12 protein-coding genes are annotated in these 14742 nt (G+C 56.8%); 8 read left to right on the top strand and 4 right to left on the bottom strand.

Annotated features, from left to right (window positions below; translation table 11 throughout):
* Positions 1–4: 4 nt before the first annotated feature.
* Entirely contained in the window at positions 5–1159 is a 1155-nt protein-coding gene (locus tag CMN55_RS04485; protein WP_293948340.1) for an acyl-CoA dehydrogenase family protein, read from the bottom strand.
* A 71-nt stretch (positions 1160–1230) separates the two neighbouring features.
* Positions 1231–1713: a GNAT family N-acetyltransferase gene (locus tag CMN55_RS04480; protein WP_293948339.1), complete on the bottom strand. Its 483-nt coding sequence runs from the start codon at positions 1711–1713 to the stop codon at positions 1231–1233.
* Between the two features lie 239 nt (positions 1714–1952).
* Between CMN55_RS04480 and CMN55_RS04475 the strand changes: the two genes are divergently transcribed.
* The 4 genes from CMN55_RS04475 to CMN55_RS04460 all read left to right on the top strand — a co-directional run bounded on the left by CMN55_RS04475 (position 1953) and on the right by CMN55_RS04460 (position 7502).
* Positions 1953–2942 (top strand): DctP family TRAP transporter solute-binding subunit, encoded by a 990-nt coding sequence (locus tag CMN55_RS04475; protein WP_366931971.1) that lies wholly within the window; start codon positions 1953–1955, stop codon positions 2940–2942.
* Between the two features lie 85 nt (positions 2943–3027).
* Entirely contained in the window at positions 3028–3705 is a 678-nt protein-coding gene (locus tag CMN55_RS04470; protein WP_293948337.1) for a TRAP transporter small permease, read from the top strand.
* A gap of 4 nt (positions 3706–3709) precedes the next feature.
* Positions 3710–5086: a TRAP transporter large permease gene (locus CMN55_RS04465; protein WP_293948336.1), complete on the top strand. Its 1377-nt coding sequence runs from the start codon at positions 3710–3712 to the stop codon at positions 5084–5086.
* A 124-nt stretch (positions 5087–5210) separates the two neighbouring features.
* A complete protein-coding gene (locus CMN55_RS04460) occupies positions 5211–7502 on the top strand; it encodes a putative bifunctional diguanylate cyclase/phosphodiesterase (protein ID WP_293948335.1) in 2292 nt (763 codons plus the stop codon).
* Between the two features lie 16 nt (positions 7503–7518).
* Here the strand turns inward: CMN55_RS04460 and CMN55_RS04455 are convergent, their stop codons facing one another.
* Both CMN55_RS04455 and CMN55_RS04450 read right to left on the bottom strand, forming a co-directional pair.
* The gene (locus CMN55_RS04455; protein WP_293948334.1) at positions 7519–8922 is read right to left on the bottom strand and encodes an FAD-binding oxidoreductase; all 1404 of its coding nucleotides are present in this window, start codon (positions 8920–8922) and stop codon (positions 7519–7521) included.
* The gene (locus CMN55_RS04450) at positions 8919–9884 is read right to left on the bottom strand and encodes an L-threonylcarbamoyladenylate synthase (protein ID WP_293948333.1); all 966 of its coding nucleotides are present in this window, start codon (positions 9882–9884) and stop codon (positions 8919–8921) included. Before CMN55_RS04450 ends, CMN55_RS04455 begins: the two co-directional genes overlap by 4 nt.
* A gap of 152 nt (positions 9885–10036) precedes the next feature.
* Between CMN55_RS04450 and CMN55_RS04445 the strand changes: the two genes are divergently transcribed.
* The 4 genes from CMN55_RS04445 (at position 10037) to CMN55_RS04430 (ending at position 14695) form a co-directional block, all read left to right on the top strand.
* Positions 10037–11836, top strand: a complete 1800-nt coding sequence (locus CMN55_RS04445; RefSeq protein ID WP_293948332.1) for an acyl-CoA dehydrogenase — start codon at positions 10037–10039, stop codon at positions 11834–11836.
* A 96-nt stretch (positions 11837–11932) separates the two neighbouring features.
* Complete coding sequence (locus CMN55_RS04440) at positions 11933–12991, top strand: MBL fold metallo-hydrolase (RefSeq protein ID WP_293948331.1); 1059 nt, start codon at positions 11933–11935, stop codon at positions 12989–12991.
* Between the two features lie 59 nt (positions 12992–13050).
* A complete protein-coding gene (locus tag CMN55_RS04435) occupies positions 13051–13848 on the top strand; it encodes an enoyl-CoA hydratase/isomerase family protein (protein WP_293948330.1) in 798 nt (265 codons plus the stop codon).
* A 19-nt stretch (positions 13849–13867) separates the two neighbouring features.
* On the top strand, positions 13868–14695 hold the full coding sequence (locus CMN55_RS04430; protein WP_293948329.1) for an SDR family oxidoreductase: 828 nt from the start codon (positions 13868–13870) through the stop codon (positions 14693–14695).
* Positions 14696–14742: the final 47 nt, after the last annotated feature.

The raw sequence follows: 14742 nt of genomic DNA, 5'->3' as shown, positions 1-14742 counted from the left end.
CGGTTTATTGTTGTTGCGATACCTGTTTGATGAGATTGCGCGCGATGCGTTCATTCTGGATTTCCGTGGTGCCGTCCACATAGTTCGCGATGCGGGCGCAGGCGATCTGGCGGCCGAAGTTATAGTCACGGCGTAAGCCTGCTGCGCCCATGATCTGCATGCAGCGTGCAAGATGGGTGTCGGCCATGCTGGTTGCGAATTTCTTGGCATAGGCCGCCGGTATCTCCGCATTTTGCCCGCTTTCTACCGCGAGAACGGCGCGATAGGCGAGCAGGCGGGCAGCCTCCACATCCGTTTGAGCGTCGGCGAGACGCCATTGCAGACCCTGAAAATCCGCAATATGACCCCCGAAGGCGGCGCGTTCGCTGGCGTAGCGCGCAGCCGTATGAACGGCCGCCTCTGTCATGCCGCAGCACATGGTCGCCACATAGCTGCGGGCGGCATTGACGCCGGCCATGGCGGCCTTGAACCCCTCTCCGGGTGGGCTCATCATCCGCTCATCGGGGATAAAATGATCGGTGAAGCGGAAGCCACCCGCGCCAATGGCATGGCCACCCATGATCTGGAACGGCGGCACTCGGCTGACGCCTTCTTCACGGGCATCGACAAGAAAACCCGCCACGCCGCGCCACCCCGCCGCGGGATCCGTCTGCGCATAAAGGAACATCAGGTCCGCATGGGCGGCATTGGTGATCCAGGCTTTCTCGCCGGTGAGGCGCCAGCCGCCCGCGACCTTTTTCGCGCGGGTTGCGATGGCGGCGAAATCGCTGCCGGCGGCCGGTTCGGTCAGTGCGGTGCAGCCAATGGCTTCCCCGGTCAGCATTTCCGGCAGATATCTTTTCGCAATCTTCTCGGGTGCATCGCGGGCGATTTTGCCCGCAAGCCCCATATGATTGATGAAGCTGAAGGAAAAGGCGAAGCAGTGCCGGGCAATCTCTTCGGCGATGCGGGCCTTGACGCGAAAGCGGTGGCCGGTGCCACCAAGATGTTCCGGCACCTCCAGCCCGGCCAATCCGGCAAGGGCGGCCGCGCGTATCGCCTCAATCGGCTGGCGGCGCTCATCTTCCCAGCTTTGCGCCTTGGGGGCGACTTCGGTCTTTGTAAAGTCGGCAGCGCGCGCCAGCATCTCCCGTTCGGCGCTTTCCAGGGGCAGTTCCATGATCTCTCCCGTTGATATTCTTGCTTTTGATAAAACTATAACGAAGGAGTCATCCGGGTGAAAGCCCGGCTTTATGGCGAGGTCAGGATTTTCTCCATGCGGAAATTGCGCAGTGTTACCCCTTGTCGGACGGGATACTGTTCCCGAAGAAGTGTCCAGCCGCGGCGGAGCAGGAAGGGCCGCAGGCCGAGGCTGGCGTCACAGGAAAGCCGGGCGATGCGGTCTTTTAACGCCGATTCTTCAAGCCTGGCATAAAGAGCGGCGGCAACGCCCTGTCCTGCCCGGTCCGGATCTGTGAAGGCGAGATCGAGATATCCGGTATTATCACGGCTCATGAAACCGACGATCCGCCCTTCGTCAACTTCTGCAACCAAAACATGTTGAGAGATAAGACGATTGCGCCAATTTTCCGGATCGGGCGGGGCCGGGGCCCAGGCGGCCCTCTCGGCCGCGCTGTAGTGGGCGGCCGCGCCCTCGCGCACACTTCTGAAGAAAAGCGTTGCGGTGGCGGCGATATCCCGATTTTCAAGAGGGCGAATGAGGAAGGTTGTCATGACGAAAGTGTAGGAAATACACGGTCTTCTGTCACGTAAACTCCGCCGAATGTAGGGCGGAATCCGTGATGAATATCTGCCAAATGAGGCGAATTCCATAGCCCAAGTTTCTATTGCAAAAGAAAAAAATTCGTGGAAAAGTAGTTTTTGAGGCCCTTCCGGGCGTCCAAGATGCCTCGGAAGGCACAAAAATCACAGGAAACTGATTGGGAGGATTAATTACCATGCGCAAGGCATTTATGGTTGCGGTTGCCACAACCGCACTGCTGGCGTCCGGGTCGATGGCATACGCCAAATGCGATCCGGGAGAGATTGTCGTTAAATTTGCTCATGTGACGAATACCGACAAACATCCGAAGGGAATCGCTGCGAGCCTGGTGCAGCAGCGGGTGAATGATGAAATGCAGGGCAAGGCCTGCATGGAGGTTTATCCGAACTCGACCCTTTATAATGATGACAAGGTGCTGGAGGCGATGCTGAACGGTGATGTGCAGCTTGCCGCCCCGTCACTCTCAAAATTTGAACAGTTCACCAAGCAGTTCCGTATCTTTGATCTGCCGTTCATGTTCAAGAATATTGATGCGGTGGATGCTTTTCAGACGTCTGAAACCGGACAGAAGATGAAGGAATCCATGGTCAAGCGCGGCCTTCTTGGCCTGGAATTCTGGCATAACGGCATGAAGCAGTTTTCGGCCAACAAGCCACTGCTGCTCCCCTCTGACGCGAAGGGGCTGAAATTCCGCGTGCAGTCTTCCGATGTGCTGGTTGCGCAGATGGATGCGCTCGGCGCCAGCCCGCAAAAGATGGCCTTTTCCGAAGTTTACGGCGCCCTGCAACAGGGAGTTGTCGATGGTCAGGAAAATACCTGGTCCAATATTTATGGCCAGAAATTCTTCGAGGTGCAGGATGGCACGACCGAAACCAACCATGGCGTGATCGACTATCTGGTGGTGACATCCACCGCATTCTGGGATGGTCTGCCCGATGATGTCCGCGAACAACTCGGCACCATCATCAATGAGGTGACCAATGAGCGGAATGCGGAATCCACCAAGGTCAATGAGGAAGCGAAGCAGGCGATCCTCGCTGCCGGCGGCGTTGTCCGTCAGCTTGATGCGGCACAGCGCCAGCAATGGGTGGATGCCATGAAGCCGGTGTGGACCAAATTCGAAGCGGATGTCGGCACAGAAAATATTGAGGCCGCACAGAAGTTTAACGAAGCGAATTGATGCAAAATCTGACGCGGGATCATCTTTTCCCGCGTCAGACATCCATTTTATGTAGCCGTCGTGTCTGAAACCGGGAGGGGTGATCATGTCGGGGCATCGTCCAAGTAACGGGCGTTCATTCGTTGATCAGCTGGAAGAGACTTTCATTGCCCTGATCCTGGGGCTGATGACCTTAATCACATTCGCAAATGTCGTCGCGCGCTATGTTTTCAATTCAAACATCCTCTGGGGGTTAGAGGTAACCTCAATCCTGTTCGCCTGGCTGGTGCTGTTCGGCGTCAGCTATTGCGTGAAGAAGACGGCGCATCTCGGGGTGGATGCCGTGGTCAACCTGCTGCCGCCGGCGGCCCGCAAGGGGATTACCCTGCTTGCGGCGCTTTTCTGTATTATCTATGCTTTTCTGCTGCTCAAGGGCGGTTGGGATTTCTGGGCTAATTTCGCCAATCTTCCGGCGACAACCGGGCGTTGGTTTCCGACCGGGTTTCAAGAAAAATTCCTGGCCAAGGGATGGTATGAAACCAGTGACGTGGTCATTCCGGAAATGTTCCAGTTTTTGGCCGATTGGTTCAATGATGGGGACCGCTATGAAAAGGTCCCGCGTCTTGTCCCCTATGTCATGATGCCGATTGGCGCGGCGCTGTTGCTGTTTCGCTTCATACAGGCGGGCCTGGCCATCTACACAGGGAAACAATCAATGCTGATCGCCAGCCACGAGGCCGAGGACGCGGTAGAAGACGCCGCCGCCCGCGTGCGGGGAGAGTAGAAAAATGGAAGTTGTTGTCCTGTTCGCGATTGTCATCGGGCTTCTTATCCTCGGGGTGCCGATCGCCATTGCGCTTGGTCTCAGTTCCATTGCTTTCCTGCTGGTGCTGTCCGACAGCTCTCTCGCCTCCGTCGCGCAAACGATCTATGAGGCCATGGCCGGGCATTATACGTTGCTCGCCATTCCTTTCTTTATTCTCGCCTCCAGTTTTATGTCGACGGGCGGCGTTGCCCGGCGGATTATCCGCTTTTCCATTGCCCTGGTCGGGCATCTGAGCGGCGGCCTCGCCATTGCCGGGGTTGTGGCCTGCATGATGTTCGCGGCGCTCTCCGGCTCCAGCCCGGCGACGGTGGTGGCCATCGGCTCCATCGTCATCGCGGGTATGACGCAGGTCGGCTATAAAAAGGATTTCGCGGCGGGCATCATCTGTAATGCGGGGACACTCGGCATTCTTATTCCGCCCTCCATCGTCATGGTGGTTTATGCAGCGGCGACGGATGTCTCGGTCGGACGGATGTTTCTGGCCGGGGTGTTTCCGGGGCTGCTGGCCGGTTTCATGCTGATGGCCGGAATTTATATCGCCGCCAAATGGAAGGGACTGCCGAAAGGCGACTGGCTCGGCTGGGGAGAGGTGTTCGCCTCCGCCCGTGATGCGGGATGGGGATTGTTTCTCATTGTCATTATCCTCGGCGGCATCTATGGCGGTGTTTTTACCCCGACAGAGGCGGCCGCCGTCGCCTCGGTCTATGCCTTCCTGATTGCTAATTTTATTTATCGCGATATGGGGCCGTTGCATCGTGGGGAAGGGGAGCCGCCAATCCCGATCTGGCAGAAGCCGCAGGCGCTGATCACGGTCTTCTTCCATAAGGATACCCGCGACACGCTGTTCGAGGCGGGCAAGCTGACCGTGACGCTGATGTTTATCATCGCCAATGCGCTGCTGCTGAAGCATGTCCTGACGGACGAGCAGATCCCGCAGCAGATCGCTTCGGCGATGCTGGATGCCGGCTTTAACTGGTGGATGTTTCTGATTGTTGTCAATATCATCCTGCTGGTTGGCGGGCAGTTCATGGAGCCGTCGGGTCTGATTATTATCGTTGCGCCCATCGTTTTCCCCATCGCCATGGAACTTGGTATTGATCCCATTCACCTTGGCATCATCATGGTGGTGAATATGGAGATTGGCATGATCACGCCGCCGGTAGGGCTGAACCTGTTTGTCACCTCCGGCATCGCCGGTATGTCGGTCATGCGGGTGGTGAAAGCGGCTCTGCCCTGGGTCGCTATTTTATTCCTGTTCCTGATTATTATCACCTATGTGCCGATTATCTCGACCTGGCTCCCAACCACCTTTATGGGGCCGGAGATATTAATCAAATAAGGCGGAGCATTTCCACATATTGTGGATAACTTAAAAAAGCTTCTAAATATTGGGTGCTTAAAGGGCTTATTTGCGATCCTTGTCGAATTTGTTTGCCATCGTTAACCATATGACTCATGATGGCGTGAGTTCAGTAGCCAAGCGTATGCGTAGTATGATGACACAGGGATTACAAGGAGGCGCACCGTTCGGTCTTGCCGCGCGTAAGCGCCCGGCGGAAGGCAGTGCAAGACGCAAAGTCTTGCTTGTATCCATCAACATTCCGAAGAATGGCGACCCATACGGCTCGCTCGATACTTTTGTTTTCGGGCATGTGCCCGTGGTTTTCATGATCGCCGATACGGCGATGTCTGCCGCCCGCATGCTGGAGGAAAACCCGGATACGGCGGTCTTGATCATTGATGTTTCCGGGGACAAGGCGGAGGCGGGGCTCGCGCTTGTAAAGCGGCTGCGACAGGAGGCGGGTAACCGTACCATCCGCATCGTCCTGCTGGGCGAGATGACGGAAACAGGCGGCGATGCGCGTTCGTTTTTAGAATATGATGTCAGCGATTATCGCGATATTTCCGCGATCAATCTGCCGAAACTGTTTACCAGCCTCACCATTGCCCTGCAAGCCTATGAGCGGCTGATTTCCGAAGAGGACAGCAAGCAATCCCTCCAGACCATTCTCGACATCACCCGCGAACTTTACGATGTCCGCTCGGTGGAGGATTTCTGCCTCACCATTCTGACCCAGCTTCAGGTGATCTGCAAGGATGTGGAGGATTGTCTGTTCGCCATTCCGAACGAGCATTCGGGGGAACTGACGATCACGGCGGGCAAGGGCATTTACGCCCCGGCCGCCAAGCAGCGGCTGGCCGAAGTGGTGGATGAGAAGCTGTTCGAGACGACCTTGAGCGCTACCCTGGCGCGGGAGAATATCTTCACCGATACTTTCAGCATCCTTTGCATTCGCCGCGACGATCATCTGAAGGGAATTGTCCTGTTGCAGAACCGCGCGCCGCTCAGCTTCCTTGAATCCCGCCAGATTGAGCTGATCTGCGCCAATATCACTCTTGGCCTTGAAAATGCGGATATGTTCGAGGAAATCAAGCGGCTGGCCTTCAATGACAGCCTGACCGGGCTCGACAGCCGTGCAAAATTCAGAAGTGACGTACAAAGTCACATCGAAACGGTGGCCAAGCCAATGGCGCGTAAATTCGCCGTGGTGCAATTCACGCTGGAGCATCTGCCGGAACTGAATATCGCGCTTGGCCATGACGCGGGCGATGCGCTGCTGCAATATGTTTCCGAGCGGCTGACCCGGCTGTTCCCGAAAGCGATTGCCCTGGCCCGGACATCAGGTAACGGTTTTGGCCTTTGCCTGCCCTATGCCCGGGATCGTGATTTGAAGCAGATCCCCAAAACCATTCACCGATTATTCGAACAGGGCCTCGCGGGGCGGGAAAATCTGCCGCATATCAGCCCGCGGATCGGCCTTGCCATCTATCCGGCGGATGCGGACAATGCCGCCGCATTATGGCGCAACACCAATATTGCTCTGGCCAATCTCAAGGTTCACAACGGCAGCTATTTTTGCTTTTATAACAAAGAGATCGCGAGCGATATCAATGCCCGGGTGGAAATGAATAATGCATTGCGCACGGGCATCCGGCGCAATGATCTGTCGCTCCATTTTCAGCCGCAGGTCAGCCTGACCACCGGTGATATTGTCGGGGTGGAAGCGCTGGTCCGCTGGCAGCGGGAAGCGGGCAATTTCGTTGCGCCCAATGAATTCATTCCGGTCGCTGAAAGCTCCGGTCTGATCGCGCCGATGAGTGAGTGGGTGTTGCACCAGGCCTGTCGCCAGCGCAAGGAGTGGCTGGATGCGGGGGCGGACGGATTCCGCATTGCCGTCAATCTGTCGCTTTCCATCTTCCAGAATGATGATTTCGTCGATCTGATCCGCAAGACGTTGATTGATACCGGTTGTCCGGCGCATCTTTTGGAGCTGGAGGTGACGGAAAGCGTCATTATGGATAACCCGGAACAGACACTGAAAAACTTTCGCACCTTGCGTAATCTGGGCGTCAGCTTCTCCATTGATGATTTCGGGACAGGCTATTCCAGCCTCGCCTATCTGCGCCAGCTTCCCGTTTCGACGCTTAAAATTGACAAGACCTTTATCGACGGCCTCGGGGTAGATGCGGATGATGCGGTCATTACCCGCACGATTATCTCTCTCGGTCAAAGCCTCGGTCTGACGGTCATGGCCGAAGGGGTGGAAACAGCGCAGCAGGCGCAAATGTTGAGGGAAGAAAACTGCCATCACGCGCAAGGCTATCTCTTTTCCCATCCCGTGGCGGCCGCAGATATCCTGCCCTTTGTAGCGGAACCGAAAACAGAGCTGTTTATGCAGAAATCGTTGTTCTGAGTGATGTGTGGGCGGTTTATTTCAGCAGTTTGCCCGGATTCATGATTCCGTCAGGGTCGAGCGCCTTCTTGATCCGCCGCATCAGGTCAATCTCCACCGCCGGTTTATAATGTACCAGATCGTCCGCCTTCAGGCGGCCGATGCCATGTTCGGCACTGATGGAGCCGCGCATCCTTACCGCGATATCATGTACAGCGCGGCTCACTTCCTCCCAATGGGAGAGATAAACTTCCTTGTCCATATCCACCGGTTGCAGCGGGTTGTAATGCACATTGCCATCGCCAATATGCCCGAACGCGACGGAGCGGAAGCCCGGCACGATCTTTCTGACGGCGATATCCGCCTCGCGAATGAAATCGGCATAGCGGGAGACGGGAACGGAGATATCATGCTTGATGCTGCCGCCTTCAGGCTTTTGCGCGGCTGAAATTTCTTCGCGCAGTTGCCATAGCTTTTGCTGCTGTGCGTCGCTTGCCGGGACGATGGCATCCAGAACAATTTCCTGCTCGAAGGCGGCGGCGAGGATTCTTTCCATTAATCCGGCCAGATCCGGCGTTGCGCTTGAGGACAGCTCAATGAGTACATGCCAGTCATAGCGGGCGGGCATGGGGTCGGTGAAATTCGGGACATGGCGGACCACCATATCAACGCAGATGCGCGGGATCAGTTCAATCGCTGTCACCTGATCGCCGCTCATGGCGCGCGCAAGGCCGAGAAACTCGATCGCCGCGTCGACTGACGGCACGGCGGCCAGCGCCACCTGCTGGTATTTCGGACGCGGGTACATTTTGACCACCGCACCGGTGACAATGCCAAGGGTGCCTTCTGCACCGATAAAAAGCTGCTTCAGGTCATAGCCAGTATTGTCCTTGCGCAGACCCGTGAGCCCGTCCCAGATGCGCCCGTCGGGTAGCACCACCTCAAGGCCAAGAACCTGTTCGCGCGTATTGCCGTAATGAAGGACCTGCACGCCGCCCGCATTGGTGGAGATATTACCACCGATCTGGCAACTGCCTTCCGATCCGATGCGCAATGGAAAGATGAAGCCGTTTTCCTCCGCCACCTGTTGCAGATCAGCCAGAATGCAGCCCGCATCGACGGTGAGTGTGCCGTTCAGCCGGTCCACCTCCCGCACCTTGTTCATCCGGCGGGTGGAGAGAATGACCTCATCGGCGCCCATAAAAGGAATAGAGCCGCCGACAAGGCCGGTATTGCCGCCTTGCGGCACCAGTGGGGTTTTCATCTCCGCCGCGATGCGGACAATTTCGGCGACTTCCTCCGTTGATTTGGGAAGCACCACCGCCCGGGCGCGGCCAATGAACTTGTCGCGCCATTCCGTGACATAGGCCTGCATGTCTGCTGCCTCTGTAATCACATTCTTCTCGCCGACGATGGCGCGGAATTTTTCGATTACCGTCATTGGTTGACCACCTGCCGGTTGTCACGCGGCGCGGCGGCGCGGCGTAAGCGGTCATTGATGGCCCGGCCGAGCCCGATGTCGGGAATGGGGCCGACCGCAATACGGGAAAAATTCATTTCATCCATCAGATGCAGCGCTGAAAAAAGGAGCGAGGCGGCCTCCGTCAGGTCGCCGGTCAGGCTCAGGTTGACATCGGCAATCTGGTCATAGTCACGGCCAAAGGCAATATAAGCCTCGCCGGGCATTTTACTGGTGGCGTTAAGACGAACCGCAGCATTGGGCGCATAATGGCTTTGCAGCATGCCGGGACTGGGCGTGCTGCCATCCCCCTGATGGATACGGACGGGTCCGGAACAGGATTCCAGAAGTTCAAGGGAAATACCGCCGGGGCGCAGCAGGACAGGACTTCCTTCGTGAAAGCCGACAACGGTGCTTTCCACACCGATAGCGCAGGATCCCCCATCCAGAATACCGGCAATCCGACCCTCAAGTCCGCTCGCCACATGGTGGACGGTGGTCGGGCTGATTCCGCCGGACGGGTTGGCGCTGGGGGCGGCGATAGGTCGGTCGCACGCCGTGAGGAACTCAAGGGCGAGGCGGTGGCCCGGCACGCGAATGGCGAGGGTATCCAGCCCCGCACTTGCCAGCAGGGAAACGGGGCAACCTTTGCGGCGCGGCAGAACGAGGGTGAGGGCGCCCGGCCAGAATTTCTGCGCCAGCCGCTCGGCCAAAGGCGTGAATTCCACATATTCGCGTGCGATGGCAAGGGAAGGAACATGGATGATCAACGGATTGAAGCTCGGTCGGCCCTTGGCCTCATATATGGCGGCCACGGCGCGGTCATTGCTGGCGTCGCCGCCAAGGCCATAGACGGTCTCCGTCGCGAAGGCAATCAATTCGCCCTGCCGGATTTTTTCCGCCGCCGCCTGAATGCCGTTCTTGTCCGCCTTGAATATTCTCATTGTTCCCGTATCACTCTTCATGGAAACCATATATGGGGCCGCAGTTGCGGAATATCTGTAAATACTTTTTTCCCGCTCGCGAATATGCCATAACAATTAGCGGTTTCTGATACCAAAAGGCAAGAAATTAGCAGATCGAAAGGGGATCCTCCATGGCTGAATATCGTGCGCCCGTCAAAGATATGCGCTTTGTGCTCGACACCGTCGCTGATATAGACGGGCTGTCGAAGCTGGAAGGATTCGCCCATGTGGAAAGCGATGTGGTGGATGCCATATTGGAAGAAGCCTCGAAATTTGCCGGAAATGTCCTGTCACCACTGAACAAGCCCGGGGATAATGAAGGTTCTCGCGTTGCGGATGGCGTTGTCACGACCCCGAAAGGCTGGACGGAAGCCTATCAGCAGTTTGTTGAAGGCGGTTGGAATGGCGTTTCGGCTCCCGAGGCTTTCGATGGTGGTTCCTTGCCGCAGGCACTGACCCTTGCGACGGTCGAGATGTGGAATTCGGCAAACCTTGCCTTCTCTCTTTGTCCGCTGCTGACGCAGGGGGCGATTGAAAGCATTCTGGCGCACGGAACATCGGCGCAGCAGAAGACATATCTCAAAAAACTGGTGAGCGGGGAATGGTCGGCAACAATGAACCTGACCGAAAGTCAGGCGGGGTCGGACGTCGGGGCGCTGCGTTCAAAAGCGGAGCCGGCCGAGGACGGAAGCTGGCGTATTTCCGGACAGAAGATTTTCATCACCTATGGCGAACATGAGATGAGCGAGAATATCATTCATCTGGTGCTGGCCCGTACGCCGGGGGCTCCCGCGGGCACGAAAGGCATCTCGCTGTTCATCGTGCCGAAATATCTTGTCAATGAGGATGGAACACTCGGCAAGCGCAACGATCTCAAGTGCGTCTCGCTGGAAGAAAAGATCGGCATTCATGCAAGCCCGACGGCGGTCATGTCCTATGGCGATAATGGGGATTGTGTCGGCTATCTGCTGGGTGAGGAAAATAAAGGCATGGCCTGCATGTTCACCATGATGAACAATGCGCGCCTTAATGTCGGGGTGCAGGGGCTGGCGATTGCTGAACGCGCCTATCAGAAAGCGGTGGAATATGCCCGCGAGCGCAAGCAGGGGCAGGCCCCCGGCATGGCCAAGGGCGAGATGGCGGCGATCGTTCATCATGCAGATGTGCGGCGCATGTTGATGACCATGCGCGCGCATGTAGAGGCTATGCGTTGCCTGATCTATCTCAATGGCGCGGCGCTTGATCGGGCGCATCACGGTGCTGATGCAGAGGCCCGAGAGAAGGCGATGGGGCTGGCCGAGTTGCTGACGCCGCTCTCCAAGGCCTGGTGCACGGATCTCGGGGTGGAAATGGCCTCTCAGGCAGTGCAGGTGCATGGCGGTATGGGTTTTATCGAGGAGACGGGCGTCGGGCAATATTATCGCGATGCCCGTATCCTGCCGATCTATGAAGGGACGAATGGCATCCAGGCCCTCGACCTGGTCGGGCGCAAACTGTCCTTGCAGGGCGGGGAGCCGGTGCGCGACATGTTCGCCGAAATCGCCGTGACGGTGAAACAGCTTGGCGAGGCAGGAGATGACATGGCAGCGATGTCGGTGCAGCTCAATCTGGCTCTGAGTGCCCTTAAAGACGCGACCGACTGGCTTTACAGCAATGCCCCCAATGATCCGAATGCCGCTCCGGCCGGGGCGACGCCGTACTTGCGTATGTTTGCGACAACGGTGGGTGCGCATCTGCTCGGCCGTTCGGCGCTGAAGGCGCGGGCACTGCTGCAAGAGGGGGCGGAGGATACCGATTTCCTTAAGGCAAAGATCATCACGGCCCGCTTCTTCATGGCCCAGATTCTGCCCACGGCGACGGCCTTGCTCGGCCCGGTGATGGACGGCCCTGCCATGCTGTTCGCCATTGATGAAGAGCAGCTTTCCGCGTAAGGCACAACAGGATTTGACGTTAACGTCAACGTTAAATACAATGTTTGTAATAAGAGCGGCGAGTATACTGCTGAGCCGCCATCAGGACATGTGTAGATGATATATGATGAAATAACTTACCCGCTGGAAACCCGACCGGGGGACGGCGAGGTGATGGAGATCCGCGACGGTCTTTTCTGGGTGCGTATGCCCATTCCCATTCCCGGCCTAGATTATATAAATCTTTATCTGATCGAAGATACAGACGGCTGGACGCTCGTCGATACGGGGCTCAATACAAAAGAAATTCGTGATCTGTGGCGGCATATCTTTGCTACCCATCTAAAGGGCAAACCGATCACACGGCTGATCTGCACGCATTTTCATCCCGATCATCTGGGGCAGGCAGGCTGGATCTGCCATAAGTGGAATATCCACCTGAGCATGACCTTCAGCGAATGGAATTTCGGCCGGATGCTTTATCTGGAAGCCGCGGAAGAAACCCCGCAGGCCGTGATGGATCACTACAGCTCCGTCGGTTTTGACGAAGGGATGCTGAAGCGGGTGCGCGAGAAGGGCTTCAATTATTTTAAAACCGCTGTCTCACCCGTTCCGCTCAGCTTTAACCGCCTTGAGGATGGGGATATCCTGTCGATCGGCAATCGCAAATGGCAGGTTGTTGTCGGTTGCGGCCATTCACCGGAACATGCCTGCCTATATGCAGCGGAAGAGGGAATACTCATTTCCGGTGACCAGGTGCTGCCGCGGATCACGCCGCATATCGGCATCTATCCCAGCGAACCTTTTGCAAACCCGCTGAAGAAATTCATCGATTCCATTGATATATTTGAAAAACTCCCCAGAGATACGCTGGTTCTCCCGGCGCATAACGATGTCTTCTTCGGACTGCATAACCAGCTTGATTATTACCGCAGCCATCATAACGACCGATTGAACCGGCTTTTGATGGCCTGTTCCTCGCCACAATCGGCCCATGATCTGCTGCCGGTCCTGTTCGAACGGGAATTGAATGACAAAGACAAAGGAATGGGGATTGCCGAAGGGCTGGCGCACTGTCATTATCTGATTGGCGAAGGTTTGCTGGAACGTCTGATGGGAGATGATGGCGTCTGGAAATTCCGGACAACCGGGGAGCGTCACCGCGCCGTCGCCTGACATTCCGGTCCTTAGTGAAGGCCGGATATAATCAATAAAATACAACAGGAAACAATGATATGACGAATGATCTTCTTGCGGAGGTGAAGGACGGGATTGCCACTCTGACCCTCAATCGGCCGGAGGCCCGCAACGCCCTTTCAATGGAGATGCGGAGTGCGCTCTATGACCGGCTCGTAGAGTATGAACGCGATGATAACGTCCGCTGCATCATCATTCGTGGTGCGGGCGAACATTTCCAGGCGGGCGGCGACGTTAAATCATTCAGCGAAATGGCCAGCCTCAGCCCGGATGAGCGTCTCAAGATGTTCGAAAAGCGCATTCATACGCTGACACCGACCATTCTTACAATGCTGCGGATGCCAAAACCGATTATCGCCAGCGTGCGCGGTGGCGCGGCCGGGTTCGGCCTGTCCCTGCTGCTGGCCTGTGATATGGTCATTGCTTCTGAAGATGCCTTCGTGACACTTGCTTATATCGGCATTGGCACCTCGCCGGACGGGGGCGGCACGTTCATGCTTCCACGTGTTGTTGGCATGAAAAAAGCGATGGAAATCGCCATGCTGGGCGACCGCTTTGATGCGGAGACGGCGAAGGATCTTGGTCTCATCAATTTTGTCGTGCCGACGGATGATCTGGAGAGTGAGACGGCCAAGCTGGCCAAGCGGCTCGCCAATGGCCCGACGGTCGCCATTGGCCGCACCAAGCAGCTTCTCAACCATTCGCTCCAGCATTCACTGGAAGAACAGCTTTCACTGGAAGCGCAAGGGTTCGCCTTCTGCGCTTCCAGCAATGACTGGGCGGAAGGCGTGACGGCCTTCAAGGAAAAGCGCCGTCCCGTCTATAAAGGCAATTAAATGATCTAGGAGAACAGCGATGGCGGATCTGGCAGGCAAAACGCTTTTTATAACGGGCGCGAGCCGCGGGATCGGCCTCGCTATCGGTAAACGGGCGGCGGCAGACGGCGCCAATGTGGTCATCGCCGCCAAAACCGACAAACCGCACAAGAAATTGTCCGGTACCATCCATAGCGCGGCGGCGGAAATCGAGGCCGCGGGCGGCCGGGCGCTGCCCCTTGTGGTTGACGTGCGTGAGGAGGCGGTGGTAGAGGCCGCGATGGCAGAAGCGGCGCGCGTCTTCGGCGGCATTGACATTCTCGTCAACAACGCTTCCGCTATCAGCCTGACCGGCACGCTGGAAACCCCCATGAAACGTTATGATCTGATGCATCAGATCAATGTGCGCGGCACCTATCTCTGTTCCCAGAAAGCCATCCCTTATCTTAAAAAGTCAGACAATCCGCATGTGCTGAACCTGTCGCCGCCACTGAATTTCGAGGCGCACTGGTTTTCTCCGCATGTGGCCTACAGCATGGCGAAATATGGTATGAGCCTCTGCGTTCTCGGCATGGCGGATGAATTCAAAAAAGCCGGTATCGCCTTTAACGCTCTCTGGCCGAGGACGGCGATTGCAACGGCGGCCATAGATATGATTGGCGGCGGGGCGGACATACGCAAACGGTGCCGCAAGGTGGAGATCATGGCCGATGCCGCACATGTGATCCTGACCAGAACGGCCCGGGAATTTACCGGCAATTTCTGTATTGATGATGAGGTATTGCGCGAGGCCGGTGTGACGGATTTCGCAAAATATCGCCATGAGGGCGTCGATGAAGCCGATTTGCTGCCGGATTTCTTCGTCTGAAACGGGCGCGCCAATGGGCAGGCAACCGGAAAAGGGGGAAGGCGGGA

Source organism: Sneathiella sp., from assembly GCF_002694385.1.
Lineage (GTDB): Bacteria > Pseudomonadota > Alphaproteobacteria > Sneathiellales > Sneathiellaceae > Sneathiella.
The sequence above is the reverse complement of the archived record's forward strand: the minus strand, read 5'-3'. Positions and strand labels throughout refer to the sequence as shown.

Excerpts from the sequence above, each read along its gene's own strand:
- CMN55_RS04475 (WP_366931971.1), top strand. The coding sequence starts at position 1,953 with ATGGTTGCGGTTGCCACAACCGCACTGCTGGCGTCCGGGTCGATGGCA.
- CMN55_RS04445 (WP_293948332.1), top strand. The coding sequence starts at position 10,037 with ATGGCTGAATATCGTGCGCCCGTCAAAGATATGCGCTTTGTGCTCGAC.
- CMN55_RS04455 (WP_293948334.1), bottom strand. The coding sequence starts at position 8,922 with ATGACGGTAATCGAAAAATTCCGCGCCATCGTCGGCGAGAAGAATGTG.
- CMN55_RS04470 (WP_293948337.1), top strand. The coding sequence starts at position 3,028 with ATGTCGGGGCATCGTCCAAGTAACGGGCGTTCATTCGTTGATCAGCTG.
- CMN55_RS04450 (WP_293948333.1), bottom strand. The coding sequence starts at position 9,884 with ATGAGAATATTCAAGGCGGACAAGAACGGCATTCAGGCGGCGGCGGAA.
- CMN55_RS04440 (WP_293948331.1), top strand. The coding sequence starts at position 11,933 with ATGATATATGATGAAATAACTTACCCGCTGGAAACCCGACCGGGGGAC.
- CMN55_RS04480 (WP_293948339.1), bottom strand. The coding sequence starts at position 1,713 with ATGACAACCTTCCTCATTCGCCCTCTTGAAAATCGGGATATCGCCGCC.
- CMN55_RS04430 (WP_293948329.1), top strand. The coding sequence starts at position 13,868 with ATGGCGGATCTGGCAGGCAAAACGCTTTTTATAACGGGCGCGAGCCGC.
- CMN55_RS04435 (WP_293948330.1), top strand. The coding sequence starts at position 13,051 with ATGACGAATGATCTTCTTGCGGAGGTGAAGGACGGGATTGCCACTCTG.
- CMN55_RS04485 (WP_293948340.1), bottom strand. The coding sequence starts at position 1,159 with ATGGAACTGCCCCTGGAAAGCGCCGAACGGGAGATGCTGGCGCGCGCT.
- CMN55_RS04465 (WP_293948336.1), top strand. The coding sequence starts at position 3,710 with ATGGAAGTTGTTGTCCTGTTCGCGATTGTCATCGGGCTTCTTATCCTC.